Annotated in this window: 25 protein-coding genes and 1 pseudogene; 13 read left to right on the plus strand and 13 right to left on the minus strand. The window is 72.8% G+C overall.

Translation table 11 applies throughout. The features are described from left to right. Both ACZ3UD_RS13440 and ACZ3UD_RS13445 read right to left on the minus strand, forming a co-directional pair. A partial coding sequence (locus tag ACZ3UD_RS13440; protein ID WP_465585875.1) for an ABC transporter ATP-binding protein occupies window positions 1-435 on the minus strand: 435 nt, incomplete at its 3' end. Window positions 436-614: 179 nt separating this feature from the next. After that, on the minus strand, window positions 615-2774 hold the full coding sequence (locus ACZ3UD_RS13445; RefSeq protein WP_465585877.1) for a restriction endonuclease: 2160 nt from the start codon (window positions 2772-2774) through the stop codon (window positions 615-617). A gap of 256 nt (window positions 2775-3030) precedes the next feature. On the opposite strand from ACZ3UD_RS13445, the gene ACZ3UD_RS13450 reads away from it, so the two are divergent. Continuing rightward, window positions 3031-3969, plus strand: a complete 939-nt coding sequence (locus ACZ3UD_RS13450; protein WP_465585879.1) for a DUF2797 domain-containing protein — start codon at window positions 3031-3033, stop codon at window positions 3967-3969. A gap of 31 nt (window positions 3970-4000) precedes the next feature. Here the strand turns inward: ACZ3UD_RS13450 and ACZ3UD_RS13455 are convergent, their stop codons facing one another. The 4 genes from ACZ3UD_RS13455 to ACZ3UD_RS13470 all read right to left on the minus strand — a co-directional run bounded on the left by ACZ3UD_RS13455 (window position 4001) and on the right by ACZ3UD_RS13470 (window position 8030). After that, on the minus strand, window positions 4001-4312 hold the full coding sequence (locus ACZ3UD_RS13455) for a hypothetical protein (protein ID WP_465585881.1): 312 nt from the start codon (window positions 4310-4312) through the stop codon (window positions 4001-4003). Window positions 4313-4651: 339 nt separating this feature from the next. Continuing rightward, window positions 4652-5389 (minus strand): succinate dehydrogenase/fumarate reductase iron-sulfur subunit, encoded by a 738-nt coding sequence (locus ACZ3UD_RS13460; protein WP_465585883.1) that lies wholly within the window; start codon window positions 5387-5389, stop codon window positions 4652-4654. Then, window positions 5386-7329: a fumarate reductase/succinate dehydrogenase flavoprotein subunit gene (locus tag ACZ3UD_RS13465; RefSeq protein WP_465585885.1), complete on the minus strand. Its 1944-nt coding sequence runs from the start codon at window positions 7327-7329 to the stop codon at window positions 5386-5388. Before ACZ3UD_RS13465 ends, ACZ3UD_RS13460 begins: the two co-directional genes overlap by 4 nt. Beyond that, entirely contained in the window at window positions 7326-8030 is a 705-nt protein-coding gene (locus ACZ3UD_RS13470; protein ID WP_465585887.1) for a succinate dehydrogenase cytochrome b subunit, read from the minus strand. The genes ACZ3UD_RS13465 and ACZ3UD_RS13470 overlap by 4 nt, the downstream gene beginning before the upstream one ends. A 96-nt stretch (window positions 8031-8126) precedes the next feature. On the opposite strand from ACZ3UD_RS13470, the gene ACZ3UD_RS13475 reads away from it, so the two are divergent. Continuing rightward, window positions 8127-9047, plus strand: a complete 921-nt coding sequence (locus ACZ3UD_RS13475; RefSeq protein ID WP_465585889.1) for a LysR family transcriptional regulator — start codon at window positions 8127-8129, stop codon at window positions 9045-9047. A gap of 48 nt (window positions 9048-9095) precedes the next feature. On the opposite strand, the gene ACZ3UD_RS13480 is transcribed toward ACZ3UD_RS13475, so the two are convergent. Together ACZ3UD_RS13480 and gcl are read right to left on the minus strand one after the other, a co-directional pair. Beyond that, window positions 9096-9584, minus strand: coding sequence for a glutathione peroxidase (locus tag ACZ3UD_RS13480; protein ID WP_465585891.1), 489 nt, complete (start codon window positions 9582-9584; stop codon window positions 9096-9098). Window positions 9585-9747: 163 nt separating this feature from the next. After that, the gene (gene gcl / locus ACZ3UD_RS13485) at window positions 9748-11529 is read right to left on the minus strand and encodes a glyoxylate carboligase (RefSeq protein WP_465585893.1); all 1782 of its coding nucleotides are present in this window, start codon (window positions 11527-11529) and stop codon (window positions 9748-9750) included. A 763-nt stretch (window positions 11530-12292) separates the two neighbouring features. Between gcl and ACZ3UD_RS13490 the strand changes: the two genes are divergently transcribed. Together ACZ3UD_RS13490 and ACZ3UD_RS13495 are read left to right on the plus strand one after the other, a co-directional pair. Continuing rightward, window positions 12293-13864 (plus strand): SulP family inorganic anion transporter, encoded by a 1572-nt coding sequence (locus ACZ3UD_RS13490; RefSeq protein ID WP_465585895.1) that lies wholly within the window; start codon window positions 12293-12295, stop codon window positions 13862-13864. A gap of 109 nt (window positions 13865-13973) precedes the next feature. Further along, window positions 13974-14270 (plus strand): annotated as a pseudogene (locus ACZ3UD_RS13495) (MTH1187 family thiamine-binding protein). A gap of 3 nt (window positions 14271-14273) precedes the next feature. Here the strand turns inward: ACZ3UD_RS13495 and ACZ3UD_RS13500 are convergent. Further along, window positions 14274-14762 (minus strand): DoxX family protein, encoded by a 489-nt coding sequence (locus tag ACZ3UD_RS13500; RefSeq protein ID WP_465585897.1) that lies wholly within the window; start codon window positions 14760-14762, stop codon window positions 14274-14276. A gap of 153 nt (window positions 14763-14915) precedes the next feature. Between ACZ3UD_RS13500 and ACZ3UD_RS13505 the strand changes: the two genes are divergently transcribed. The 3 genes from ACZ3UD_RS13505 (at window position 14916) to ACZ3UD_RS13515 (ending at window position 17731) form a co-directional block, all read left to right on the plus strand. Then, entirely contained in the window at window positions 14916-15494 is a 579-nt protein-coding gene (locus ACZ3UD_RS13505) for a TetR/AcrR family transcriptional regulator (protein WP_465585898.1), read from the plus strand. An 81-nt stretch (window positions 15495-15575) separates the two neighbouring features. Continuing rightward, window positions 15576-16973: an MFS transporter gene (locus tag ACZ3UD_RS13510; protein WP_465585900.1), complete on the plus strand. Its 1398-nt coding sequence runs from the start codon at window positions 15576-15578 to the stop codon at window positions 16971-16973. After that, the gene (locus ACZ3UD_RS13515; RefSeq protein ID WP_465585901.1) at window positions 16970-17731 is read left to right on the plus strand and encodes an SDR family NAD(P)-dependent oxidoreductase; all 762 of its coding nucleotides are present in this window, start codon (window positions 16970-16972) and stop codon (window positions 17729-17731) included. The genes ACZ3UD_RS13510 and ACZ3UD_RS13515 overlap by 4 nt, the downstream gene beginning before the upstream one ends. Before the next feature lie 10 nt (window positions 17732-17741). Here the strand turns inward: ACZ3UD_RS13515 and ACZ3UD_RS13520 are convergent, their stop codons facing one another. After that, window positions 17742-18428, minus strand: coding sequence for an SMI1/KNR4 family protein (locus tag ACZ3UD_RS13520; RefSeq protein ID WP_465585903.1), 687 nt, complete (start codon window positions 18426-18428; stop codon window positions 17742-17744). A gap of 189 nt (window positions 18429-18617) precedes the next feature. Between ACZ3UD_RS13520 and ACZ3UD_RS13525 the strand changes: the two genes are divergently transcribed. Genes ACZ3UD_RS13525 through ACZ3UD_RS13535 form a run of 3 tightly spaced genes read left to right on the plus strand, consistent with a single transcriptional unit; the run spans window position 18618 to window position 21878 of the window. Beyond that, the gene (locus ACZ3UD_RS13525) at window positions 18618-19556 is read left to right on the plus strand and encodes a carbohydrate ABC transporter permease (RefSeq protein ID WP_465585905.1); all 939 of its coding nucleotides are present in this window, start codon (window positions 18618-18620) and stop codon (window positions 19554-19556) included. Beyond that, window positions 19553-20437, plus strand: a complete 885-nt coding sequence (locus ACZ3UD_RS13530) for a carbohydrate ABC transporter permease (protein ID WP_465585907.1) — start codon at window positions 19553-19555, stop codon at window positions 20435-20437. Before ACZ3UD_RS13525 ends, ACZ3UD_RS13530 begins: the two co-directional genes overlap by 4 nt. A 52-nt stretch (window positions 20438-20489) precedes the next feature. Beyond that, window positions 20490-21878: an ABC transporter substrate-binding protein gene (locus ACZ3UD_RS13535; protein ID WP_465585909.1), complete on the plus strand. Its 1389-nt coding sequence runs from the start codon at window positions 20490-20492 to the stop codon at window positions 21876-21878. Window positions 21879-21933: 55 nt separating this feature from the next. Here the strand turns inward: ACZ3UD_RS13535 and ACZ3UD_RS13540 are convergent, their stop codons facing one another. After that, window positions 21934-22203, minus strand: a complete 270-nt coding sequence (locus ACZ3UD_RS13540; RefSeq protein WP_465585911.1) for a helix-turn-helix domain-containing protein — start codon at window positions 22201-22203, stop codon at window positions 21934-21936. A 31-nt stretch (window positions 22204-22234) separates the two neighbouring features. Continuing rightward, window positions 22235-22675: an LppU/SCO3897 family protein gene (locus tag ACZ3UD_RS13545; RefSeq protein WP_465585913.1), complete on the minus strand. Its 441-nt coding sequence runs from the start codon at window positions 22673-22675 to the stop codon at window positions 22235-22237. Window positions 22676-22884: 209 nt separating this feature from the next. On the opposite strand from ACZ3UD_RS13545, the gene map reads away from it, so the two are divergent. Both map and ACZ3UD_RS13555 read left to right on the plus strand, forming a co-directional pair. Beyond that, complete coding sequence (gene map, locus ACZ3UD_RS13550; RefSeq protein ID WP_465585915.1) at window positions 22885-23652, plus strand: type I methionyl aminopeptidase; 768 nt, start codon at window positions 22885-22887, stop codon at window positions 23650-23652. An 87-nt stretch (window positions 23653-23739) separates the two neighbouring features. Then, window positions 23740-24165, plus strand: a complete 426-nt coding sequence (locus tag ACZ3UD_RS13555) for an acyl-CoA thioesterase (RefSeq protein WP_465585917.1) — start codon at window positions 23740-23742, stop codon at window positions 24163-24165. A gap of 27 nt (window positions 24166-24192) precedes the next feature. On the opposite strand, the gene ACZ3UD_RS13560 is transcribed toward ACZ3UD_RS13555, so the two are convergent. After that, window positions 24193-25239 (minus strand): YibE/F family protein, encoded by a 1047-nt coding sequence (locus tag ACZ3UD_RS13560; protein WP_465585919.1) that lies wholly within the window; start codon window positions 25237-25239, stop codon window positions 24193-24195. 242 nt (window positions 25240-25481) lie between these two features. Between ACZ3UD_RS13560 and ACZ3UD_RS13565 the strand changes: the two genes are divergently transcribed. Continuing rightward, window positions 25482-26975 carry an alpha/beta hydrolase gene (locus ACZ3UD_RS13565; RefSeq protein ID WP_465585921.1) on the plus strand — a complete coding sequence of 498 codons (1494 nt, stop codon included), beginning with the start codon at window positions 25482-25484 and terminating at the stop codon, window positions 26973-26975. Window positions 26976-26991: the final 16 nt, after the last annotated feature.

The raw sequence follows: 26991 nt of genomic DNA on the forward strand, positions 1-26991 counted from the left end.
GCGGCCGGAGAGGCCGACGGTGTCGACGACGCGGTCGAGCCAGGGCTTGTCGACCTTGCGGCCGGCGATGTCCATCGGGAGGGTGATGTTCTCCAAGGCGGTCAGGGTGGGGAGGAGGTTGAAGGCCTGGAAGATGAAGCCGATGTGGTCGCGGCGCAGCTGGGTGAGCTGCTTGTCCTTGAGGCCGACGAGTTCGGTGTCGCCGATGGTGGTGGAGCCGGAGGAGACGGTGTCGAGGCCTGCCATGCAGTGCATCAGGGTCGACTTGCCGGAGCCGGAGGGGCCCATGATGGCGGTGAACTCGCCCTGGGGGAACACGACGCTGACGTTGTCGAGGGCGACGACGCGGGTCTCCCCCTGCCCGTAGACCTTGTTCAGGCCGCTGGCGCGGGCGGCCGCCCGACCGGTGAGGACGGCGGTAGCGGGGAACGTCACGTGGACTCCTGGGGATGAACCGGAAATTCTTCCGTTCCATCCTCCCAAGCCGTTCGAATGCGATGCGTATGCCCGGGAGGCGACCGACCCCCGCCGCTCCGGTGGTGCGGCAGGGGCCGTCTCCTCCTCAGGTATGACGCCTCGCCCTGAGGGGCGAAGCCCCCGTCGTGGCGTCCGAGCTACTCCACCGCGACGCCGAAAGCGGTGGCCAGCCCGGCCAGACCATTCGTGACCGCGTGGCCCGAGGGGGCGAACTGCCAGCCGTCGTCGGCCCGTTGGAAGGAGCCGAGGAGCATCGCCGAGTCCGGGATGCCGCCGTTGGCGCCCGGCCACTTGGCCGGCCCGGCCGCACCCGGCCCGTACGAGGCGGCGACGGCGAGCCCGTACACGTAGCCGAGCGGCAGCGCCGGGGGCTCCTCCTCCTCGGTGGAGACGGCGACCACCACCTCGTCGACGGCGGCCGGCAGCCGGTGCAGGTCCACGCTCAGCCGGGCCGCCCGGGTCGGCTCGCCCGGCACCGAGCGGGTCGGGTGCAGCCGGACGGCGCCGTCCGGGTCCTGCGGGTTGTTGAAGAACACGAAGTGCTCGTCGCTCAGCACCCGGCCCTTGGCGCAGAGGAAGGCGGTCACGTCCAGCTCCACCGCGTCCCCGCCGGCGGTGCGGCTCTGCCAGCTGACCGTGAGGGTGCTCCCGGCGGCGGCCTGCTCCTCGCGGGTTCGCTCCTCGTGCGGCTGCTCCCGGACCGCGGCGCTCCCGCCGCCGAGGCGGCCGCGCAGCCCCTGCTCGGCCAGCAGCTCGACCAGCTCCGGGCCGCTCAGCAAGGTCAGCGGTTTGCCCTCGACGTAGCTGTACGAGCCGCGGCCGAAGCCCGCGGTGGTGACCAGGATGCCCTTGATCGCACCGTGGTGGCGGACGGTGGACTCCAGGTCGCGCACGGCCGTCGGAGGGACGGTCTTCTTGTAGCGCTTGGCCTGGATCACGATCTTGCCGCCGGTCACCGGGTCCAGGTCCTCGGCGATCACGTCCACCCCGACGTCGCCGCTGCGGGCCGTGGTCATCACCCGGAAACCGCGTAGCCGGAACAGCTCGGCGATCAGCTCCTCGAACTCGATCGGGTCCATCTCGAACAGGTCCGGCTCGTCCTCGCCGCCGTGCCCGGCCAGACTGCCGCCGACCGTCTCCGGCAGCCGGTCCGGTTTCACCTCGTCCAGCCGCTCCGGGCGGGCGGACAGCTTGCCGCCCAGGCCCTGGAAGCACTCCACCGGCGCCACCCGGTCCAGCGCCAGCCCGGCGAACTCGGCCCGGGTCACCGTCAGCGTGGACAGGAAGCGCTCCGCCTCCCGGCCGGTCGCCGGGTCGATGCCGAGGACGAAACCGTTCAGCACCACCGAGTCCAGCATCCCGTCCCGGTCCGCCCGGAACAGCTCCACCGCCACCCGCAGCGCCGACTGCGCCAGCACCTCCCGGTACAGCGCCTTGCGCTCGGTCGCCGGGCGGGCCACCTCGGCCTCGCGGTCGTCCGCCTTCACGTACCGCACCCGGGAGGCGGCCGGCACCACGTCCGGACCAGGCAGCTCCCAGTTCACCACCAGCTGACGGCTCGTCGCCTCCCAGGCCGCCACCAGCCGGTGCGGGAAGCCCTCCGGCCAGGCCGCCGAGGCGTACAGGCCCGCCGTGAAGTACTCCTGCACCGCCTCCGGCTCACCCGCCCGCAGCCGCCGCAGCAACTCCTCGGTCCCGGCTCCGCGCGCCTCCTCCTGGCGGCGGAAGCGCTCCGCCCAGGCCAGGTACTCCTGGTGGTACGCGGCCAGCCGGCGCTGCCGGTCCGCCTCCCGCGCCTGCGCGGCGTACCAGTCCTGCTCGAACCGGGCCCGGGCCTGGGCGACGTACTGCTCGTACTGCCGGCGCACCCCGGCATTGCGGGCCTGCGCCGCGTCCGGCGGCGGCACGTGGTACGCGGCGGAGGTCTGGTCGGGCATCGGCACCGGCTCGCCCAGCGGGCCCGGATCGAACGGCGGCGCCGGGCGCGGCGCCAGCAACGCCTGCGGACCGAACCCCGGCGCGGCCAGCCCGGCCGCCAGCAGCCCTCGCAACTCCTCGACCCGGGCGTCCAGTTCGGCCGTCCGCCGAGCCGCCTCCGCCTCCCGCGACTGCTGGTAGGCGCGCTGCGCCTCCCGCTCGTTCCGGGCGGCCGCCCGCTGCGCCTCGCGCTGCGCGCGCTCGTGCCGCCGCAACTCCGCCGCCTCGGCGCGCCAACGGGCCTCCTCCCGACGCTGCTGCTGCCGCTGCGCCTCCGCCCAGACCGCCAGCACCCCGCTGTTCCGCCGCCCCGCCACCATCCACCCCTTCGCGCTCCGCACCGACCCGGCCGCCCACGCCACCTCCCGGCAACACCGCCGACCGCGCCCGCCACAATAGAACGTGGACTGCCCACCCGGCCAAGCGCCCGTGACCTGCGGGGCGTGCGGCCCGGTGCCTCGGGTGCGGGCGGCGGCGGGACCTCGGCAGGCAGGCCGTCGGGGAGCCGGTGAAGTCACCGCTGTCAGTGGCGCCGGGTAGCCTCACCGCATCGAGGATTTCCAGAGAGGGATGCCCGTGACGATCCCCGCACCGCAGCACCCGGACCGGCCCGCCGGCTGGGTCTCCACCGGCCTGAGCTGGCACGACGGCCGGGCCCTGCTCGGCGCCGTGCGCGGCGCCCGGGTGCACGAGCGCGCCGTCGCGCCCGGTGCGGAGGTCGGCTGGCTGCTCGGCGGCCCGCGCCGCTGCGTTGGGGCCTGGCTGGCCGGTGCGACGGAGCGCACGCCCTGCCCGCACCACGCGGTGATCGACCCCGGCGGCAGCGCGACGCAGTGCCCGGCCTGCCAGAGCGTGGACCGCGGCCTGGCCCTCGCCCGGGACCAGATCCTGGACGACGGCCGCACCTACCTGCTCTACCTCGCCTGGTTCGGCGAGGGCCTGCTGAAGGTCGGCCTGACCGCCGAGCAGCGCGGCGACAGCCGACTGCTCGAACAGGGCGCGCTGGCCTACGCGTTCACCGCGCGCGGCAGCCTGCCCGCGATCCGCCGGGCCGAACTCACCCTCGCCGCCTCGGGGATGGCCCGCGAGCGCTTCACGTCCCGGCTGAAGACCGACCACTGGTGGGCGCACGGCGACGCTCCGCACCGCCGTACCGTGCTGACCGAGGCCCGCGTCCAGGCGCACCGGCTGCTGGACGGGCACGCCCTGGAGCTGTTCGCCGACCGCCCGGTGGTGGACCACGTCGAGCGCTTCGGCCTGGGCGCGGGCGCTCCCGAGACCTACCGCGAGATCACCGGGCTGGCCGCCGGGGCGGTGGTCGCGGGCACGCTGCGCCCGCCGGTGGGGCGGCACCTGTTCCTCGACCAGCCGGACGGCTCGGGCCCGCTGCTGCTGGACACCCGGCGGCTCACCGGCTGGACGCTCACGCCGGTCACCGGCCGCGGCTCCGAGGGGCTGGGCCTGGAGGAGCGGGTCCGCCCGCCGGAGCCGGACACTCAGGAGGCGCTGTTCTGACCCCGGCCGAGCTGGCTACTCGGCATGGTGATCAGCCCAGCTTGCTGCGCACCCCACCCGGCCCCGAGCGGGCCCGGCGCGACAACGGCGGCCGGGACGGGCGCACGTCGCCGCGCCCGGCGGCGGACGGCTCAACGCCCTCGGCGGCCCGCCGGGCGAGCGCGGCCCGGGCGGCGGCCAGCGCGATCCGGGCGAGCAGCGGGTCCTCCCGCTCGCCCGCCGCGCGCTTGACGGTCTGACAGGAGGAGCACCAGAGCGGCGACGCCGGCCCGTCCGGGTAGACCATGCCCTCCGGCGGCAGGTAGTGCCCACCGCACTCGACGCATTCGAAGACCAGCCTCATCCGTCGATCACCGTCCCGGATCCGTGGCACCGACCGCAGGGCGACCAGAAGGTGTGGATCCTGGGCACCATGCTTCCTTCCTCGTCCAGCTCGACCGTTGCCTCGGTCTTCTGGGTCCCCCCGGACCCGCCGCAGCCGGAGCAGGACTGAACCTGGGGCATATGCCGTCCTTCCGTAGCGGAGGTCCACCGTAGCGCGATTTCCCGCGTCGCAGCACCGCTCCCGGCGATCCATCACCCGTACGGGGAGCGTCAACTGCCCGCGCACGCGCCGCCGTAGACGGTGTCGGCCCCTCGCCTGAGCACCAGAGCGAGGGGCCGACCGTATGCGGGGGAGGTGTCAACTACGGGCGGCCCGCAGGAACTCCCGATTCATCGCCGCGATGCTGGGCAGCGGGATGCCCTTGGGGCAGGCGGTGGCGCACTCGCCGGTGTTGGTGCAGCCGCCGAAGCCCTCGGCGTCCATCGCCGAGACCATGTTCCGTACCCGGGCGGCGCGTTCGGGCGCGCCCTGCGGCAGCACGTTGAGGTGCACCACCTTGGCGGAGGTGAACAGCATCGCCGAGCCGTTCGGGCAGGCGGCCACGCAGGCGCCGCAGCCGATGCACTCGGCGTGCTCGAATGCGGTGTCCGCGGCCTCCTTGGGGACGGGCGTGGCGTGCGCCTCGGGGGCGCTGCCGGTGGGCGCGGTGATGTAGCCGCCGGAGCCGATGATCCGGTCGAAGGCCGAGCGGTCCACCACCAGGTCCTTGACCACCGGGAAGGCCGCCGCCCGCCACGGCTCGACGTCGATGGTGTCGCCGTCCTTGAAGTGCCGCATGTGCAGCTGGCAGGTGGTGGTCCGCTCGGGGCCGTGCGCCTGGCCGTTGATGACCATGCCGCAGGCTCCGCAGATGCCCTCGCGGCAGTCGTGGTCGAAGGCGACCGGCAGGTCGCCGCGGGTGATCAGCTCCTCGTTGAGGGTGTCGAGCATCTCCAGGAAGGACATGTCCGGGCTGATCCCGCTGACCTGGTAGGTGGTCATCGACCCGGGTGCGTCCGGGCCCGCCTGGCGCCAGATGCGCAGGGTGAGGTTCATGCGTAGCTCCGCTGGGTGGGGTGGACGTACTCGAAGTCGAGGGCCTCGCGGTGGAGGACGGGTGCCTCGCCGGTGCCGGTGAACTCCCAGGCGGCGGCGTAGGTGAACTCCTCGTCGCGCCGGGCGGCCTCGCCCTCGGGGGTCTGGCTCTCGGTGCGGAAGTGGCCGCCGCAGGACTCGGCCCGGTGCAGCGCGTCCAGGCACATCAGCTCGGCCAGCTCGAAGTAGTCGACCAGTCGGTTGGCCTTCTCCAGGGACTGGTTGAGCTCCTGCCCGGTGCCGGGCACCTTGATCCGGCGCCAGAACTCATCGCGCAGCTGCGGGATCCGCTCCAGCGCCCGCTTCAGTCCGGCCTCGTCGCGGGCCATCCCGCACTCGTCCCAGAGCAGTTCGCCGAGTTCGCGGTGGAAGGAGTCCGGGGTGCGGTCGCCGTTGACGGAGAGGATCAGGTTGAGCCGGTCCTCGACCTCCGCCTCGATCTCGGTGAGCACCGGGTGGTCGGCGGGCACGGCGGCCAGCGGGTTGCGGGCCAGGTAGTCGTTGAGGGTGGGCGGCAGCACGAAGTAGCCGTCGGCGAGGCCCTGCATCAGCGCGCTGGCGCCGAGCCGGTTGGCGCCGTGGTCGGAGAAGTTGGCCTCGCCGACCGCGAACAGGCCCGGGATGCTGGTCTGCAGGTCGTAGTCGACCCAGAGCCCGCCCATCGTGTAGTGGATCGCCGGGTAGATCCGCATCGGCACCCGGTACGGGTCCTCGGCGGTGATCCGCTCGTACATCTCGAAGAGGTTGCCGTACTTGGCCTCCACCGCGTCCCGGCCCATCCGGCGGATGGCGTCCGCGAAGTCCAGGTACACGCCCTGCCCGCCAGGGCCGACGCCGCGGCCCTCGTCGCAGACGTTCTTGGCGGCCCGGGAGGCGATGTCGCGCGGCACCAGGTTGCCGAAGGCGGGGTAGATCCGCTCCAGGTAGTAGTCCCGCTCCTCCTCCGGGATCTGCCCGGGCGGGCGGTTGTCGCCCTTGGCCTTGGGCACCCAGATCCGGCCGTCGTTGCGCAGCGACTCGCTCATCAGGGTGAGCTTGGACTGGTGGTCGCCGGAGCGCGGGATACAGGTCGGGTGGATCTGGGTGAAGCACGGGTTGGCGAAGTAGGCGCCGCGCCGGTGGGCCCGCCAGATCGCGGTGGTGTTGGAGTTCTTGGCGTTGGTGGAGAGGTAGAAGACGTTGCCGTAGCCGCCGGTGGCAAGCACCACGGCGTCCGCGGTGTAGCTGCGGATCTCGCCGGTGACGAGGTCGCGGGCGACGATGCCGCGGGCCCGGCCGTCGACCACCAGCAGGTCGAGCATCTCGGTGCGCGGGTGGAGCTCCACGTTCCCGGCGGCGATCTGCCGGGACAGCGCCTGGTAGGCGCCGAGCAGCAGCTGCTGACCCGTCTGGCCGCGGGCGTAGAAGGTCCGGGAGACCTGCACGCCGCCGAAGGAGCGGGTGTCCAGCAGGCCGCCGTACTCGCGGGCGAAGGGCACGCCCTGGGCCACGCACTGATCGATGATCTCCACCGACACCTGGGCGAGCCGGTGCACGTTGGACTCGCGGGCGCGGAAGTCGCCGCCCTTGACGGTGTCGTAGAACAGCCGGCGGATCGAGTCGCCGTCGTTGCGGTAGTTCTTGGCCGCGTTGATGCCGCCCTGGGCGGCGATCGAGTGAGCGCGTCGTGGGGAGTCCTGGAAGCAGAACTGGACGACGTGGTAGCCCTGTTCGGCGAGGGTGGCGCCGGCCGCGCCGCCGGCCAGGCCGGTGCCGACCACGATCACGGTGTGCTTGCGCCGGTTGGCCGGGTTGACCAGCTTGGCGTCGAACCGCCGCTGGTCCCAGCGCTGTTCGATCGGCCCGGCGGGGGCCTTGGTGTCGGCGACCGGCTCGCCGAGGGTGTACTCCAGGTAGCTCATTTCACGACTCCGAACATCACGGCCACGGGGACGGACAGGAAGCCGGCCGTCAGCACCAGCGCCAGGCCGTTGGCGGCCAGCTTCAGCGCCTTGTCGCGGCGGGCGTTGTTGGCGCCGAGGGTCTGCGCGGCGCTCCAGAAGCCGTGCCGGATGTGGAAGCCCAGGGCCAGCATCGCGACGATGTAGATCAGGCACGAGTACCAGCGGCCGAAGGAGGCCACGATGTTCTGGTACGGGTGGCCGTGCTCGGCGACCGGGTTCACGGTGAGCGTGGTGAGGTCGAGGATGTGCCAGACGATGAACAGCGCCAGGATCACCCCGCCCCAGCGCATGGTCCGGGTCGCGTAGCTGGCGCGTCGGCGTTGGTGCACGTACTTGCTCGGGCGGGCGGCCAGGTCGCGGCGGCTCAGCTGGTACGCGGAGACGCCGTGCAGCACGACGGCGGCCAGCAGGCCGACCCGGGCGATCCACAGGAACCACTCGTGGCCCAGGAACGGCTGGCCGATGGTGCGCAGCCAGGCCGCGTAGCCGTTGATGTCGTCGGCGCCGAAGAAGACCTTGAGGTTGCCCAGCATGTGCGCGACCAGGTACAGCAGCATGACCAGTCCGGTGACGGCCATGACCGCCTTCTTGCCGACGGTCGACCGCCACAGGGTCGCCAGGGTGGACGGATGCCGGCCCGTCCGCGTCGCGGTTGTCATGTCGGCAACGGTAGGGAGGGCCGCCAGGGTGCGTCCAAGACATGCTGCGGCTGGTGACGATAGCCGTGGCCTATCGACGCGGATTAACCTGGTCCTGTGCAGCTCCAGCAACTCCGCTACTTCCTGGCCGTCGCCGAGACCCGGCACTTCACCCGGGCTGCCGAGGCCGCGCACGTGGCGCAGCCGTCACTGTCGCAGCAGATCCGGGCACTGGAGCGGGAGTTGGGTGCCGAGCTGTTCCACCGCACCCGGGGCAACATCGCGCTGACGGACGCCGGGGACGCCCTGCTGCCGCTGGCTCGACGCATCCTCGCGGACACCGAGAGCGCCCGGCTCGCCGTCCAGGAGACGGTGCAGCTGCGCCGCGGCCGGGTGCGGCTGGGCGCGCCGCCGAGCCTGTGCACCAGCCTGGTGCCGGACGTGCTGCGGGCCTTCCGGGACCGCTACCCGGGTGTGGCGCTGGGAGTGCGCGAGGGCGGCTCGCGCGACCTGGTGCGCTGGCTGGCGGCGGGGGAGCTGGACCTCGCGCTGATCATCACCCCGCCGAGCGGGGAGGCGGCGCCCGCCCTCGCGGTCACCGAACTGCTGCACGAGGAGCTGGTGTTGGTCGCCGCCGCCGGGCGCGCCCGGCGCCCGGTGCGGGTGGCCGAGCTCAAGGGACGGCCGCTGGTGATGTTCCGGGAGGGCTACGACCTGCGGGAGGCGACCCTGGCCGCCTGCCGGGCGGCCGGGTTCGAGCCGGAGTTCGCGGTGGAGGGCGGCGAGATGGACGCGGTGCTGGGCTTCGTCCGGGCCGGGCTCGGACCGGCCGTGCTGCCCGGCATGGTGGCGGCCCGCTCGGGTCTGTCCGTCACCCCGTTCGCCGGGCCGGGCCTGGGCCGCACCATCGCGGTCGCGCACGGCCACGAGGTGCCGCTCACCCGCGCCGCCGAGGCGCTGCGCGCCACCCTGCTGGCACACCTGCACGACGCCGCCCGGGACGGCGAACTCCCGCCGGGCACACGACTGTTGCTGTGACGCAAAAGGACCGCCCGGTGAGGGCGGTCCTTTTGCGTGGACGGGGCGTCAGGCCGGCAGCACGGCCTCGACGGCGGCGATCAGCTCGTCCGACTCCGGCTCGACGCGCGGACGCAGACGCGCGACGACGGTGCCGTCCGGCGAGATCAGGAACTTCTCGAAGTTCCAGCCGACGTCCCCGGCCTGGCCCTCGGCGTCGGCCACCTCGGTCAGCCGCTGGTACAGCGGGTGCCGGTCGGCGCCGTTGACGTCGATCTTCTCGAACAGCGGGAAGGTCACGCCGTAGGTGGTGGAGCAGAAGCTCTGGATCTCCTCGGCGCTGCCCGGCTCCTGCCCGGCGAACTGGTTGCACGGGAAGCCCAGCACGGTGAACCCGCGCCCGGCGTAGCGCTTCTGGAGGTTCTCCAGGCCGGTGTACTGCGGGGTCAGGCCGCACTTGGAGGCGACGTTGACGATCAGCAGCGCCTTGCCCTTGTAGTCGGCCAGGGAGGCCGCCTCGCCGGCCAGGGTGCGCAGCGGGATGTCGTACAGGCTCACGGTGGTGGTCCTTTCGGCAGGTTGGCAGGGGGTGTCGCCCGGGCACACGGTAGCGGCACCGGTCAGCTCAACCGTTGCGGCACCGCCGGTGTTCCGCCTGCGCGGGGGCGTACGGAGCGGCTCGTACGCCCCCGCTTCCCGACGGGGTCGCAGTGTCGACCGGTCAGAGGGCCAGCGGCTTGATCGCGGTCGGCGCGTGCTCGGGGAGGGTGGCGAGCTCCTCGAACTCGTTGACCTTGTCGATGTCGGCGGCGGCCATCGAGATGTTGGTGACCCGCTCCAGGATGGCCTCGACCACGACCGGGACGCGGAACTCGGCGGCCAGCTTCTTGGCCTCCTCGAACGCGGGCAGCAGCCCCTCGGGTTCGGTGACCCGGATCGCCTTGCAGCCCAGGCCCTCGGCGACCTTGACGTGGTCCACGCCGTAGACGCCCAGCTCGGGGGCGTTGATGTTCTCGAACTCCAGCTTGACCTGGAAGTCGATGTCGAAGTTGCGCTGCGCCTGGCGGATCAGGCCCAGGTAGGAGTTGTTCACCAGGACGTGGACGTACGGGATCCGGTGCTGGGCGCCGACCGCCAGCTCCTCGATCATGAACTGGAAGTCGTAGTCGCCGGAGAGCGCGACGATCTGGCCCTCGGGGTCGGCGGTGGCGACGCCGAGCGCGGCCGGGATGGTCCAGCCGAGCGGGCCGGCCTGGCCGCAGTTGATCCAGTAGCGCGGCTTGTAGACGTGCAGCATCTGGGCGCCGGCGATCTGCGACAGGCCGATGGTGGTGACGTAGCGGGTCTCTGGGCCGAAGGCCTTGTTCATCTCCTCGTACACGCGCTGCGGCTTGAGCGGCACGTTGTCGAAGTGGGTGCGGCGCTGCAGCTTGGCCTTGCGCTCCTGGGTGGAGGCGGCCCACTCGCTGCGGTCCTTGAGCCGCCCTGCGGCCTTGAGCTCCTTGGCGACCTGGACGAACAGCTCCAGGGCGGCCCTGGCATCGGAGGCGATGCCGAGCTCGGGGGCGAAGATCTTGCCGATCTGGGTCGGCTCGACGTCCACGTGGACGAACTTGCGGCCCGCGGTGTAGACGTCCAGGCCGCCGGTGTGGCGGTTGGCCCAGCGGTTGCCGATGCCGAGGACGAAGTCGGAGGCGAGGAAGTTCTCGTTGCCGTAGCGGTGCGAGGTCTGCAGGCCGACCATGCCGGCGTTCAGCTCGTGGTCGTCCGGGACGATGCCCCAGCCCATCAGGGTCGGGACGACCGGGACGCCGGTCAGCTCGGCGAACTCCAGCAGCAGCTCGGAGGCGTCGGCGTTGATGACGCCGCCGCCGGCCACGATCAGCGGGCGCTCGGACTCCTGGAGCAGCGCGATGGCCTTCTCGATCTGGATCCGGTTGGCGGTCGGCTTGTAGACCGGCAGCGGCTGGTAGGCCTCCGGGTCGAAGTCGATCTCGGTCAGCTGGACGTCGATCGGCAGGTCGATCAGGACCGGGCCCGGACGGCCGGAGCGCATCAGGTGGAAGGCCTGCTGGAACACGCCGGGAACCTGGGCGGCCTCCAGGACGGTGGTCGCGGCCTTGGTGACGGGCTTGGCGATCGAGGCGATGTCGACGGCCTGGAAGTCCTCCTTGTGCAGCCGGGCGACGGGCGCCTGGCCGGTGATGCACAGGATCGGGATGGAGTCGGCGATCGCCGAGTACAGGCCGGTGATCATGTCGGTGCCCGCCGGGCCCGAGGTGCCGATGCACACGCCGATGTTGCCGGCCTTGGCGCGGGTGTAGCCCTCGGCCATGTGGGAGGCGCCCTCGACGTGCCGGGCCAGGGTGTGCTTGATCCCGCCCGAGGCCTTGAGGGCGGCGTAGAAGGGGTTGATGGCGGCGCCCGGCACGCCGAAGGCGACCTCAACGCCTTCGAGCTTGAGGATCTCCACGGCCGCGCGGGCGGCTGTCATACGAGGCATCGGGTCTCTCCTGCGTCGGCCCGCAGTGGCTCGGAGGGCTCATCTCCTGAATTCCACCATACGGAAGAGCGGTTTCTGTATGTGGAAACAAGGTAGGGTCGGGTCCGTCGGAGCGTCAAGGGGGATTTCAACAGAATGTGGAAGTTGGGCGCGGTGGGGTGGGGTGCCGCGCGCGCTCGGGTGAGCGGCGAGGATTCGTACGTCTGAGCCGTGTTCGCGCTGGTGTACCCGGGGAAGCGGACGTTCCGGCCCGGAATGCGCATCCGGTGTGCAGTGCGGGTGAAGGGTCGGTGCCCGAGGTCGGTCCGCCTCGCCGACCTGGGTACCGTCGGTGGCACGCCGGGCCCGTGACGTCCAACTGAGGCCGCGGCAGGGGGGTTTGGGAGCGTCGGGGAACAACAGGGGAGTCCGCCGGCGGTCCCGTCCAGGACCAGCGCGCCCGGTCCGCCGCACCCGCGCGGAGGACGCACCGCACCCCCTGGCCGCACCGACCCGACACCCGCCGCCGCCCTCCGGCCCGCCCGGACGCGCGGCCGTACCGCCGTCGCCCCCCACCGTGCGGTCCTCACCGTCTCTTCGCCCCGCTCTTCCTTGCCGCTCCTCGCCGGTTCCGGCCGTGCCGCTCCCGGCCCTCGCCACTCCCTGCCCTTGCCGCTCCCGGCCCTCGCCACTCCCGGCCCTGTCACGGCGTGCCCGCAGCGGCGGGCGCGCGGAAGGAAAGCCCCATGCGCTGCACCCCTGCCCGACCCCCGGTGGTGACCGGGTGAACCGACCGCCGCGCCGGCGCAAGAGCCCGCCGGGCCGCCCCCGGAAGAACGCCCCGCCGGGCCGCCGCCGGCCCCCGCTCGCCGCGTTGCGCGCCGTCCCCTGGCGGCAGGACCTGCCCGCCTCGTTGGTGGTGTTCCTGGTCGCCCTCCCGCTCTGCGTAGGGGTGGCCGTCGCCTCCGGTGTCCCGGCCGAACTGGGCCTGGTCACCGGGATCGTCGGCGGCCTGGTCGTCGGCGCGCTGCCCGGCAGCAGCCTCCAGGTCAGCGGGCCCGCCGCCGGGCTGACCGTGCTGGTCGCCGACGCCGTCCAGCGCTTCGGCGCCGGGGCGCTCGGCCTGCTGGTGCTCGGCACCGGAGTGCTCCAGCTGGCCATGGGCGCCCTGCGACTCGGCCGCTGGTTCCGGGCGATGTCCGCCTCCGTGGTGCACGGCATGCTGGCCGGCATCGGGCTGACCCTGCTGTTCGGCCAGCTCTACGCGCTCGCCGACCGGCGTGCCCCGGCCACCGGCCCGGAGAAGATCGCGGGGGTGCCCGCCCTGCTGACGGACGCGGCCACCGCTGCGGCCAATCCGAGCGCCGTCGCCCTGGGCCTGGGCACCTTGCTGGTGCTCGTCGCCTGGAAGCACCTGCCCGGGCGGATGGCCGGTACCGTCCCCGCGCCGCTGGCCGCGGTCGGGCTGGCCGCCGCCGTCACCGCCGCGGCCGACTTGCCGGTGGTCCGGGTCCGGGTCGCCGGCCTGCTCGACGTCGTGCACCTGCCCGAACGCGACTCGCTGGGCGCGCTGGCCGGCACCGCCGGACTCGGAACCGTCGTCGCCTTCACCCTGATCGCCTCCGCGGAGACGTTGTTCAGCGCCGCCGCCGTCGACCGGATGCACCACGGCCCGCGCACCGACTACGACCGCGAGCTCACCGCCCAGGGCCTCGGCAACACCGTCTGCGGGCTGCTCGGCGCGCTGCCGATGACCGCGGTGATCGTGCGCAGCGCGGCCAACGTCCAGGCGGGCGCCCGCACCAAGGCCTCGCGCTTCCTGCACGGGCTCTGGCTGCTGCTGTTCACCGCGCTGCTGCCCGGCGCGCTCGGGCTGGTCCCGCTCACCGCGCTGGCCGCCGTCCTGGTCCACGCCGGCGCCAAGCTGGTGCCGCTGCGCCGGATCGCCGGGCTGTGCCGTGGGCACCGGGGCGAGGCGCTGGTGCTCGGGGTGACGGCCGTGTCGATCATCGCCACCGACCTGTTCGAGGGGGTGCTGATCGGCATCGGGCTGGCGGTGGCCAAGTCCGCCTGGCAGACCTCCCACCTGCAGATCGCCGTGGAGGAACTGGTGCTGCCGACCGGCCGGCCGCTGCACCGGGTGCGGCTCAGCGGCAACGCCACCTTCCTGCGGCTGCCCCGGCTGCTGGACACCCTGGAACGGCTGCCGGACGACCGGCCGGTGGAACTGGACTGGTCCGGGCTGCGCCACCTGGACCACGCCTGCACGCTGGCCCTCGCCTCCTGGGCCGCCCAGCACCGCGCCCGCTCCAGCGAGCCGCTGGCCGTCGAACCGCCGCTGCCGACGGTCGCCTGATCGGAGCTGTGGATAGCCTGGTCGCGGCCCGGATCCGGTCCGGGCCGCGACCAGTGCCGTCGGGCGTCATGTCGGACGTCAAGTCGGGTGTTCAAAGGAGCGCAGAGCCGTGATCGCAGCCTTTTCGGTGACCCCGCTGGGGATGGGCGAGGACGTGGGGGAGGCGGTGGCCGCCGCCGTCCGGGTGGTCCGGGCGAGCGGGCTGCCGAACCGCACGGACGCGATGTTCACCAGCATCGAGGGGGAGTGAGACGAGGTGATGCCGGTGATCAGGGAGGCGATCGAGGCGGTGAAGGCCTACAGCAGCAGGGTCAGCACGGTGATCAAGATCGACGACCGGGCCGGGGTCACCGACGGCCTCACCGCCAAGGTCGCCTCGGTCGAGCGGCATCTCGCCGAGGGCTGATTGTCAGACCGTTGAGGTCGACTGGGCGGCCGGTTCGGCCGTTCGGGCCTCCGGCTGTCGGACGCCGAGCAGCCGGTCCAGGGCGTACGGGCCGGAGCCGAGCACCGCGATGGCCAGGAAGGCCCAGCAGAACAGCACCGAGGGCTCGCCCCCGTTCTGCAGCGGCAGCAGCGCGTGCTCCTGGTGGACGGTGAAGTAGGCGTAGGCCATCGAGCCGGAGCAGAGCAGGGCGGCCGATCGGGTGCCGGCGCCGAGCAGCACCAGGGTGCCGCCGACCAGCTGGATCAGCGCGGCCCACCAGCCGGGCCACTCGCCGAACGGGAGGGTGCCGCCGCCCTTGACGCCGCCCAGGACGCCGCCCAGGACGCCGAACAGCGAGGCTGCGCCGTGGCAGGCGAAGAGCAGGCCGACGACGACCCGAAAGGCCGTCGGCACGTAGGGTCGGGCGGCCTCGGCCGCCTGGTGGGACGTTACGGGGAAGTGTGCGGACATACGGGAACGCCTCTTCTGGGGGACGGGGGGAAGGGGGAGCGGTAAAGCTAGCCTTGGTTCAGTTCAACGGACAACGCTCCGTCAGATACCTGGCAAGAAACGGCCAGCGGCCTTTCTTGACCGTTCGGTCCAGAAAGGTTTACCGTTCCTCCCATGGCGCGAACGAAGGAATTCGATCCGGACGCGGCGCTGCAGGCGGCCCTGGAGCTGTTCTGGCGGCGCGGCTACGAGGCCACCTCGATGGCCGACCTGGTCGAGGGGCTCGGCATCGCCCGGGCCAGCATCTACGCCACCTTCGGCAGCAAGCGCGAGCTGTACCTGCGCGCGCTGGAGCGCTACAGCGAGCAGCAGAACCCGGACCGGCTGAACGACCTGTCCCAGCCCGGCCCGGTGCTGCCGGCCGTCCGCGCCCTGGTGCGCCGGTACGCGGAGGCGGGGGAGGAGGACCGCAAGCGCGGCTGCTTCGTCACCAACACCGCGGTCGAACTCGCCCCGCACGACCCGGCGGCCGCTCGCAGGGTCGAGGCGAGTCTCGACCACCTGGAGACCGCGCTGACCTCGGCCCTGCTGCGGGCCCGGGCGCAGGGCGAACTGCCCGCCGACCGGGAGCCGCGGGCGCTGGCCCGGATGCTGGTGGTGCTCATGCAGGGGATCCGGGTCGTCGGCAAGGCCGCCGACGGCGGGACCCGCGCGCGGGACGCCGCCGAGCAGGCGCTGGCGCTGCTGGACTGACGCCCGGCCCTTCGGGTCTCGGTGGCTTCTGCTGTCCTCATTCTGGACCGAACGGTCTCTATAGATTTGTTGGGGGGGTTCATGAGTGTCGCCACGGCCGGCCGGTCCGGCCTCGCACTGCTCGGCGTCGTCCAGGCGGTCCTGATCTTCACGATCATGATCTGCACCGTGCCGCTGCCGCTGGTGGCCCGGGAGTTCGGGCTCGGCCCGTCCGGCGTGCTGCTGCTGAGCGCCGCCTACGGACTCTCCTTCAGCTCCCTGCTGCTGCTCGGCGGACGGCTGACCGACCGGCACGGCGGCCGCCGGACGCTCCGCTCCGGCCTGCTGCTGCTCGGCGCCGCCTCGATCGCCTGCGCCCTCGCACCCGACTACCCCGTCCTGCTGGCGAGCCGCTTCGTCCAGGGCGCCGGCGCCGCCCTCACCGCCCCGGCGGCGGTCGCGCTGGTCCGGGTGCTCCACCCCGAACCCGCCGCCTACCGACGGGCGATGGCCACCTGGGGCGGCCTCTCGGTGCTCGGCGCGACGGTCGGCAGTGTGGTGTCGGGGGCGGTCGCCGCCGCGGTCTCCTGGCGGTGGCTGTTCGCGGTCCCCGTCCTGGCCGCCCTCCTCGGCCTCGTGCGCTCCGCCGCGCTGCCCGCCGCCGCACCCCTCGGACGCCGACCGGCCCTGGACCTGCGCGGCGCGGTCCTCGCCACCGCCGGTGTCTGCACGGGAAGTTACGCCCTGGTGGCGTCCGCCGAGCACGGCTGGCGGGCCCCCGAGGTACTCGCGCCGCTGGCCGCCGCACTCGTCCTGCTGCTCGCCTTTGCCGCAGCCGAACGCCGCACCGCCGACCCGCTGCTGCCGCCCGGCTTCCTGGCCGACCGGCGCCGCGCCACCGCGCTGGCAGCCGTCATGGCGACCGCCGCCGGCACCGCGCTGACCTTCGTCCTGCTCTCCCTCTACTTCCAGCAACTGCGCGGCTGGAGCGCCGCCGCCACCTCCGCGGCCTTCCTGCCGTACGCGGCCGCCCTGCTGCTGGCCGGCCGTCTGGCCGGGCCGCTGGTCCTGCGGTACGGGCCTGTGCCGGTGACCGCCGGCGGCCTCGCCGCCGCGGCCGGCGGACTCGGCCTGCTGGCCGGGCTGGCCCCCGGCAGCGACTACGCCACCGCCCTGTTGCCCGGACTGCTCCTGCTGCCCGCCGGAGCCGCCGCCTCCTTCGCCGGAGCGGCCGTCCTGGCCACCGGCGGGGTGGCCCCCGAACGGACCGGCCTGGCCGCGGGCGTCTTCAACACCGCCATGGAACTCGGCCCCACCGCAGGCCTGGCCGTCCTGATGGCCCTCGCCGCCACCCGCCCGAGCGTGGTCGGCGGCTACGCCGCGGCCTTCGCGGCGGCCGCCGCCGGGCTGGCACTCACCGCCCTGGCGGTCGCCAGCCTGCCCCGAACCACCATCACCGCATCAGAACGCACCACTCGGATCAAGGAGTTCACACCATGACCACGCGTTTCGCCGACAAGTCCGTCCTGATCACCGGCGGCGGCAGCGGCATCGGGCGGGGCATCGCGCTCGCCTTCGCCCAGGAGGGCGCCCGGGTCGCCGTCGCCGGGCGCAGCGCCGGGCCGCTGGCCGAGACCGTCGAGCTGATCGAGCGGGCCGGCGGCGAGGCCGTCGCACTGACCGGCGACGTGTCGGATGGTCAGGACGCCGCCCGGCTGGTCCGGGAGACCGTCGAGCGGTTCGGCGGGCTGGACGTCGCCGTCAACAACGCCGGGGTGTTCGGCGCGGCCGGCCCGGTCGCCGAGATCGACGAGGCCGACTTCCAGCGGGTGTTCGAGATCAATGTGACCGGCACCCTGCTCGCGATGAAGCACCAGATCGGCCACATGCGGGCCCACGGCGGCGGCGCGATCGTCAACGTCTCCTCCAACCTCGGCGCCCACAAGCGGATCGAGGGCGCCGGGGCCTACGCCGCCAGCAAGGCCGCCGTCACCGCGCTCACCCGGGCCGCCGCCCGCGACCACATCGGCGAGGGCGTGCGGATCAACACCGTCAGCCCCGGCCCGGTGGACACCCCGATGTCCAGTCGGCCCGGCGAGAGCGCCGACGACAAGACCGAGCGGATGAAGACCGAGGTCCCGGTCGGGCGGGTCGGCGCGGTCGCGGAGATCGCCGCCGCGGTGCTGCACCTCGCCTCGCCGGAGGCCGGCTACACCGTCGGCGCCGACCTGGTGCTGGACGGGGGTATCAGCGCCTGATCGGCCAGGCTCAGCTGCTCAGCCAGTCCCCGGGCACGGCCTCGTGGAGCGCTTCCAGCGCCTCCGGGGTCCGTGCCCGGGCCATCATCCAGGACTCCTCGACCACCCCGATCAGTACGTCCGGTCCCTCGTGCCAGCGGCAGCCCCGGCCGAGTGCGGGCAACTCCCGGAAATCGTCGGGAAGTTCATCGTCAGACTCGACGAAGTCGGTCAGCTCGTGGTCCTCCAGCAGCTTCTCCGTCATCGCCATCACGGCCGCCGCCGTCGAGAAGCGCTCCTCCCAGGGCTCCCAGCGCTCCTGCGACTTGTCCGCCAGGTCCGGCCGGACCACCGTCGGCGGGTCCTCCCGCGCCAGGTCGCCCAGCAGTACGCCCCAGTGCGCGCAGCCCTGGTTCTCCGCCCGGTACACCAGCGCGCCGTCCAGCACGTACAGCTCGTCCGGTGTCAGCAGTACGTCCTGGCTGCTGGTGAGATCGGCCCGGCGGCCGAACAGCCGGTACGCCTCGCGCACCGCCGCCGGCAGCCGCACCCCGAGCCGCCGCTCGGCCGCGTCGAGCTCGGCGTCGGCGTAACCGTCGGCCGCCGCCAGTGGCTCGCCCCAGTGCGCGGCGAAGCCCCTGACGAGTGCCCAGGCGCCCTCGCGGCCTCGCAGGGTTTCGGTCATCGCGGCCCGCATGTCGAAATCCGTGTCGTTCACCCGCGCACCGTACGACATCCCGCTGACAGCGCCCCGGGGCCGAACCCTCGTCAGCGCACGACCGGCCGAATTTGACGCGAACGCGTAAGTCTGAGGACACCGGCTGATCACCATGGGGTTTCCGCGCCGTCGTTCGGGCAAGACACGGTTTCGGCCGGAACCGACACACGAAAGGCGGACGCGCAACCGATGCCGACCGCACCACACACCGCGCTCCTGCCGGGACGCCGCCCACGACCACATCGGGGAGGACGCTGGGGTGAACACGGGCTCGCCTGGGCCTTCCTGCTGCCCTCCCTGGTGGTGTTCATCCTCTTCATCGGCTACCCGCTGGGCCGGACCATCTACCTGAGCGGGCACGCCAACGACCTCTTCGGCGCGCCCTCCCGCTACGTCGGGATGAAGCACTACACCGACCTGCTCGGCTCGGCCGACTTCGGCCGGACGCTGGTCACCACGGCGCTGTTCACCCTGCTCACCGTGGTGCCCGGGGTGCTCGGCGCGCTGGTGCTGGTGCTGCTGCTGGAGAACCGGATCCGCGGTGTACGGCTGCTCCGCTCAGCCTTCGCACTGCCCTTCGCCTTCTCGGTGGCCAGCGCCTCGGTGGTCTTCGCGGTGTTCTTCAACCCCGCCAGCGGGGTGCTCAACGGCCTGCTCTCGCACGTCGGCCTCGGTCCGGTCGGCTGGCTCACCGACTCCCGGTACGCGCTGGTCTCGGTGGCCGTCACCACGATCTGGATGAACCTCGGCTACAACGTGCTGGTGCTCTCGGCCGGCATCGGCTCGATCCCCGGGGAGGTCGTCGAGGCGGCCCGTATCGACGGCGCCCGCGGCCTGCGGCTGGCCCGCTCGATCACCGTCCCGATGCTCGGCCCGAACCTGTTCTTCCTGACCGTGGTCTCCACCGTCCACGCACTGCAGAGTTTCGGCCAGATCCACATCCTGACCAAGGGCGGGCCGGACGGCGCGACCCGGACCCTCGTCTACTCCGTCTACGAGAAGGCCTTCGCCTACAACTCCAGCGACTTCGGCACGGCGAGCGCCCAGGCCGTGGTGCTGCTCGTGGTCGTCCTCGCCTGCACGGCCGTCCAGTTCGGCGTCCTGGAGCGGAAGGTGCACTACGCATGACCACCATCGCCAGTGAGACCGAAGCGCCCCGCCCGCGCACCCGGGTGCTCGCCGGGCGCTCCCCGCGCGACCTGCTCGGCCGCGCCGCCGTCCACCTGCTGCTCGCCGTGGCCGTGGTCACCGTGGCCTTCCCGGTGTACTACGCGATCGTCGGCGCCTTCATGGACCCGTCCGAACTCTCCTCCTACCCGCCGGCGCTGGTGCCGCACTCGATCACCGGGCGGAACTTCTCCGGCGCCGTGGACACGATCCCGCTGGCCCGCCAGTACGCCAACTCGGCGATCGTCGCCACCGCCATCACCCTCGCCCAGCTGTTCACCTCGATCCTGGCCGCGTACGCCTTCGTCTTCCTGCCGCTGAAGGCGCGGGCCGCGGTGTTCGGGGTGTTCCTGGCCACGCTGATGGTCCCGTGGGAGGCCATCATCATCCCCAACTACCTGACGCTGTCGGACTGGGGCCTCGGCAACACCTACTTCGGCCTGGTGCTGCCCTTCCTCGCCTCCGGCTTCGGCACCTTCATGCTGCGCCAGGCCTTCCGGCAGCTGCCCGGCGAACTGCGCGACGCCGCCCGGATCGACGGCGCCGGGCACTGGCGCTTCCTGTGGCGGATCGTCGTCCCGCTCAACAAGCCGGCCCTGGCGGCGCTGTCGATCTACGTCTTCCTGTCCGCCTGGAACCAGTACTTCTGGCCGCTCATCATCACCCGCACGGCGAACATGCAGACCCTGCAGATCGGCCTCACCTCGCTGCGCGACTCCGAGATGGCCGACCCGGGCCTGATCCTGGCCGGCGTCGTGCTCTCCCTGCTGCCCACCCTCGCCCTGGTGGTCTTCGGCCAGCGCTTCATCGTCCGCGGCCTCACCGCGGGCGCCGTCCGCTGACCCGTCTCCCGCTGGATCGTCCGTCCCGCTTCCGGAAAGAAAGAGAACCCTTGTGAAGAAGAGTGCGCGCGCGCTCGCGGCCCTGCTGGTGGCCGGCCTGTCCCTGACCGCCTGCAGCTCCTCCGGCTCCGGCTCGGGCGGCTCCTCCGACGCCGCCGCCCCCGGCGCCCAGGCGCTCGACCAGGCCTCGGGCGTCACCACCGTCGAGTTCTGGCACTCCATGACCGGCAAGAACGCCGACGTGCTGAACGGGCTGGTCAGCCAGTTCAACGCGGCCCACCAGGGCAAGATCGAGGTCAAGGCCCAGTTCCAGGGCAAGTACGACGAGCTGGTCGCCAAGTACAAGGCCTCGGTGCAGCAGAAGGGCACCCCCGCCCTCGTACAGGTCTACGACATCGGCACGCGCTTCATGATCGACTCCAAGCAGACCGTCCCCGCCCAGGCCTTCGTGGACAGGGACGGCTACTCGCTGGCCGACCTCGACCCCAACATCCGCAACTACTACTCGGCCGGCGGCAAGCTGGTCTCGATGCCGTTCAACTCCTCGATGCCGCTGCTCTACCTGAACACCGACGCCTTCAAGGAGGCCGGCCTCGACCCGGCGCAGCCGCCCAAGGACCTGGGCGAGCTGGCCGACATGGCCAAGAAGCTGACCAAGAAGGACGCCGACGGAAAGACCGTCCGCTACGGTTTCGGTGCCGCGATCTACGGCTGGTTCGTCGAGGAGCTGCTCGCCGAGTCCGGCACGATGTACTGCGACAACGACAACGGCCGCAGCGACAAGGCGGGCAAGGTCGTCTTCGACTCCGCCCAGGGCGCGCAGATCGTCCAGTGGTGGGCCGACCTGGTCAAGGGCGGCTACGCGGCCAACACCGGCCGGGTCACCGACGACGCCCAGGCCGCCTTCAAGGCCGGTACGGTCGCGATGCACCTGGAGTCCACCGGGGTGCTGCGCGGCTACACCGAGGCCGCCAGGTTCGGCGTCGGCACCGCGGCCTTCCCCAAGGTCACCGCCGCCGACCAGGGCGGCCCGGTGATCGGCGGCGCCTCGCTGTGGATCAGCGGCCCCGGCCACTCGGACGCCGAGAAGCGCGCCGCCTGGGAGTTCGAGAAGTTCCTGACCGCCCCCGAGCAGCAGGCCGCCTGGCACACCGGCACCGGCTACTTCCCGGTCAACACGAAGTCTCTGGAGGACCCCAAGGACAAGGAGTGGGTGGCCAAGTACCCGCAGTTCCAGACCGCCATCGACCAGCTGAAGGCCACCAAGCCCACCCCGGCCACGGCCGGCTGCCTGCTCGGCGTGATGCCGCAGGCCCGCAAGGGCGTGGAGACCGCCATCGAGCAGACCATCGCCGGCGGCAAGACCGCCCAGCAGGCGCTCGCGGACGCGGTCAAGGAGCTCCAGCCCGCGATCGAGAGCTACAACAGCTCGATCGGCTGAACCGGTCCGGCCTCTCAGCGGCGGCCCGCCCGGCGGGCCGCCGCTGTCGTCGTCGCTACGCGGAGAGCGCCTCGCCGTCCTCGGACGGCGCGCAGGCGCCCGCCAGCTCGTCCAGCGAGAGGTCCAGCGCGTAGGCCAGCGCCGCGATGGTGAAGAAGGACGGCGTCGGTGCCCGACCCGTCTCGATCTTCCGCAGCGTCTCCGCCGAGACACCGGCCACCGCCGCCACCTCGACCATGCTGCGCTCACCACGCGCCTCACGCAGCAGCGCCCCGAAGCGCTCCCCGCGCTCGCGCTCCCACGGGGTCAGCGGAGTCCTCACCATGGCGCCGAGTCTAGTGCGTCGCCGGCTCCTCCTACCCCTGCGGCCAGTTGGGGAGCGGGACCGGGCCTCCCGGCCGCTCGGTGTTGAGGGCGAGGCAGAGGATGACGACGGTGGACGTCCGCTTCTCGGTGTAGGAGCCGAAGACCTCGGGCCCCTCCGCTTCGCACGGACGGTACTGGCTGTCGTCCCGGATGGCCTTGACGACCTTGTACTGCGCCTCGGGCTTGGCGCAGCTCACGATCTCCATGTCCGCTTTGGACCCGGTGTCGAGAGCGTGCATGCAGTCGCCGACCTTGGCCGCCTGCGCCTCGGACTTGCTCAGCTGGCCGGAGACCAGTAGGCCGGCGGTGGCCAGGGCGACCAGGAGGAGCGGTGCCCGAACGGCCTTGCCGAACCGGCGGAGTCGTGAGGAGGAGGTCGGCTCGGAAGCCGTCGGCTGCGGGTTGGCGGCGAGGAGCAGCGGGGACGTCACGTTAGATCCTTGTGATCAGTTCATCGGATTGCGGCGTCGAACAGTAGCGGATCTTGTACCGGGCCGGCGTGGCAATTTCCCCTGGTCGCGTCGGGCCGCCCCGATCCCGCGCCGTCCGCCCCTGCGGCCGGACCGCGGGATGGCGTCCACCACTCTCGACCGTGATACAAATACCGGTATAAGAATTGGATCCAGGGGAGTGGTTCACCATGGTCGAACTCAAGTCGGACGCCGCCCTCGCCGCGATGCGCGAGGCCGGGCGGGTCGTCGCCAACGCGCTGGCGGCCGTGCGGAACGAAGCGGCGGTCGGCGTCAGCCTGCTGGAACTGGACGAGGTGGCGCGCGGCGTGCTGGGCGCCGCCGGGGCGACCTCGCCGTTCCTCGGCTACCGGCCGTCCTTCGCGCCCGTCCCGTTCCCCGCCGTCATCTGCGCCTCCGTCAACGACGCCGTCGTGCACGGCATCCCCGACGGCTACCGGCTGCGCGACGGCGACCTGGTGAGCATCGACTGCGGCGCCGTGCTGGACGGCTGGTGCGGCGACTCCGCCGTCAGCTTCACCGTGGGCGCCGCCCGCCCCGAGGACACCGAGCTGATCGCGGCCACCCGGCGCGCCCTGGAGGCCGGGATCGCCGCCGCCGTGGTCGGCAACCGGATCGGCGACATCGCCCACGCTGTCGGCGCGGTCGCCCGGGCCGGGCGGTACGGGATGCCCGACGGCTTCGGCGGGCACGGCATCGGGCGCCGGATGCACGAGGACCCGCACGTGCCCAACGAGGGCCGTCCGGGCCGGGGTTACCCGCTGCGTCCGGGCCTGGTGCTGGCCATCGAGCCGATGCTCACCGCGGGCGGCCGGGACGACTACGCCACCGACCCGGACGGCTGGACCCTGCGCACGAACGACGGCAGCCGGGCCGCCCACATCGAGCACACCGTCGCCGTCACCGAGGACGGCCCGCGCATCCTCACCCTCCCGTAGGGCCCGGCCCCCCGCCCGGGCGCGGTGAACCGGCAGGTGACGGACGACACGCGGTGCCGCCCGACCGCCCGGAGTACTGTGCGGGGCATGACAGACCAGGACTTCACCACGCGGGTCACCGTCCGCGGCTATGAGACCGACACCCAGGGCCACCTGAACCAGTCCGTGTACCTCCAGTACGCCGAGCACGCCCGCTGGGAGTACCTCCAGGCCGCCGGCATCCGGCAGGCCGATCTGGTGGCCAAGGGCGTCGGCCCGGTCGTCCTGGAGACCACGATCAAGTACCTGCGGGAGCTGCGCGCCGGTGATTCGGTGGACATCAGCTGCGCCTTCTCCTGGCGGGACGGCAAGACCTTCCGCGTGGTGCAGCGGCTGGTCCGCGAGGACGGTGTGCTCGCCGCCGAGATCACCGGGGTCGGCGGCATCCTCGACCTGGCGGAGCGCCACCTGGTCCCGGACCCGCGCGAGCCGCTGCGCGCCCTGGCTTCCGACCCGGGCCTGCTCGGTCTCTGAGCACCGCCTCCGTCCACCCGTCAGGACCTACTGAGCGTGCCCGTGCCGCCCGGAGAGACCCGCCGCCGCCCGAGGATGGTCGGCGGCGGCGATCAGGGCGGCCAGCCCGGTGGTGACCGGCACCGAGGCGACCAGCCCGATGCTGCCGACCAGGGCGCGCGCGACCTCCTCGGCCACCAGCTCGCTGGTGGCCACCGACACCACGTCCCGGTGCGCGATCGAGAACAGCAGCAGCAAGGGCAGCGCGGCGCCCGCGTAGGCGAGCACCAGGGTGTTGACGGTCGAGGCGATGTGGTCGCGCCCGATCCGCATGCCCGCCCGGTAGAGCTTGCCGGCGCCCATGGTCGGATCGGCCTGGTGCAGTTCCCAGACCGCCGAGGTCTGGGTGACCGTCACGTCGAACAGCACGCCCAGCGAGCCGATCACGAAGCCGGCCAGCAGCAGGCCACGGATCTCGATCCCGGGGTAGAGCTCGTGGACAAGCCCGGTCTCCTCCGAGGTGTTCCCGGTCAGGTGCGCCCAGGAGGCGAACACCAGGCTCAGCACCCCGATCAGCACCAGTGACACCAGGGTTCCGAGCACCGCCACCGAGGTCCGGGCGGAGAGCCCGTGGCACAGGTAGAGCGCGATCAGCATGATGGCGCCGGCGCCGACGATCGCCACCAGCAGTGGGTTCGCCCCGCGCAGGACGGCGGGCAGGATGAACAGCGACAGCACCGCGAAGCTGATCGCCAGCGCGACCAGCGCGGCCACCCCGCGCCAGCGCCCGACCAGCACCACGATCGCCGCGAACAGCCCGGCCAGCACGCCCATCGGCAGGTGCCGCTCGGCGTCCAGCCTGCTGGAGCGCAGGTGCTGGTCGAGGCCCGCCCCGGTGTGCGGGTGGGCCGGGACCCCGCCCGGCCAGAGCACCACCAGCCCGACCAGCACGGCCACCGCGAACGGGATCAGCACCGCCGCGATCACCTTGCGCAGGTGTGCGGAGACCGGCACGGCCGGCCCGTGGGCGTGCGAGTGCCCCACCGGCGCTCCGTCGCCGCCCGCGCGTTCGTCCTCCAGTGTCCCTGTCGTCACCTCACGCCTCCTCAGTTCTCCGGCCGCCGCGTCGGATCCGCCGCGACCTCCGAATCATCGGGGTGCGGCCCGCCGTCGTCCCGCAGGGCGCGAACCGTGGGCGCGCCGTCGGCATGCCGCGGGCACGCCGCGAGCGGGCGCGACTGGGTGCGGGGTCCACCCGGCGCCGGGGGATTACCCCACCCCCGACCGGCCAGCTGCCCGCATGGGCCCAAGTCCCCTGTCGCAGCAGACTCCTGGTCATGACGAACACCATCCGACGCACCGCCGCCGCCACCGCGGCCGCCGCCATCGCCGTCACCGCGCTCACCGCCCTGCCCGCCGCCGCCGATCCGGAGCGCGCCGGTCGGGACCGCCTCGCCTGGTCCGCCTGCGGGGGCCAGAGCGACCCTCGCCAGCAGTGCGCCGACCTCACCGTCCCCCTGGACTACAACGACCCGGGCGGCCAACAGATCACGGTCGCCGTCTCCCGGATCGCCACCGCCAAACCCGGCCTGCGCCACGGTGTGCTGATGATCATCCCCGGCGGCCCCGGCGACAACGGCCTGGACCGCCCCAGCAGCGTGGTCCAGCGGCTGCCGCAGTCCGTGCTGGACCGCTTCGACCTGGTGAGTTTCGACCCGCGCGGTGTCGGCCGCTCCACCCCGGTCAGCTGCGGCCTGGACCACTCCGACCTGGCGATGGTCAAACTCCGCCCCTGGCCCGCCGCCGACGGCTCGATCGACGGCAACCTCGCCGGCGGCCGCCACTTCGCCGAGGCCTGCGCCCGCAACGGCGGCCCGGTGCTGCGCAGCATCTCCACCGCCAACGAGGCCCGCGACATCGACGGCATCCGGCGCGCCCTGGGGGAGCGCCGCCTCTCCGCCTGGGGCACCTCGTACGGCACCTACGCGGGCGCCGTCTACGCCACCATGTTCGCCGAGCACACCGACCGGATCGTGCTCGACAGCAACGACGACCCGGACCCGTCGCGGGTCGGCCGCGGCTGGCTCGCCGCCTTCGGCCAGGGTGCCGAGGACCGCTTCCCGGACTTCGCCAAGTGGGCCTCGGCGCCCGGCAATCCGGACCGGGTCGCGGACACCCCGGAGGAGGTCCGTCCGCTGTTCCTGGACCTCGCCGCCCGTCTGGACCGCACCCCGCTGCCCTGGCCCGGCGCCAACCCGGCCGAGCTGGACGGCAACGGGCTGCGCGAGGCCATGCTGGAGAGCCTGTACGCGGACGCCAGGTTCCCCGACCTCGCCCGGCTGATGCTGGCCGCCCAGGGCCGCCGCCCGCTGCCCGCCCCGGTGACGGCGCCCGACGAGGTGCTGCAGAACCACATCGCCGCCTCGGCCGGCACCCTGTGCAACGACGTCGACTGGCCCACCGACCCGGCCGCCTACACCAAGGACGTCGCCGCCGACCGCGCCGCCCGGCCGCTCACCGCGGGCATGCCGGTGAACGTGATGCCCTGCGCGTTCTGGCCGTTCGCCCCGGCCGAGCCGCCGGTCCGGGTGACCGGCCGTGGCCCGGCGAACGTCCTGCTGGCCCAGAACCTGCGCGACCCCGCCACCCCGTACCGGGGTGCTCTCAAGCTGCGGGAGGCCTTCGGCGACCGCGCCCGGATGGTCACGGTGGACTCCGGCGGCCACGACGTCTACCTGGCGAACGGAAACGCCTGCGGCGACGCCGCGGTGACGGACTTCCTGGTGACCGGCCGCCGTCCGGCCGAGGACGTGTTCTGCCCGGCGAGCTGAGGTTCGACGAAACCGT

This window comes from Kitasatospora sp. NPDC023118 (genome assembly GCF_055560875.1).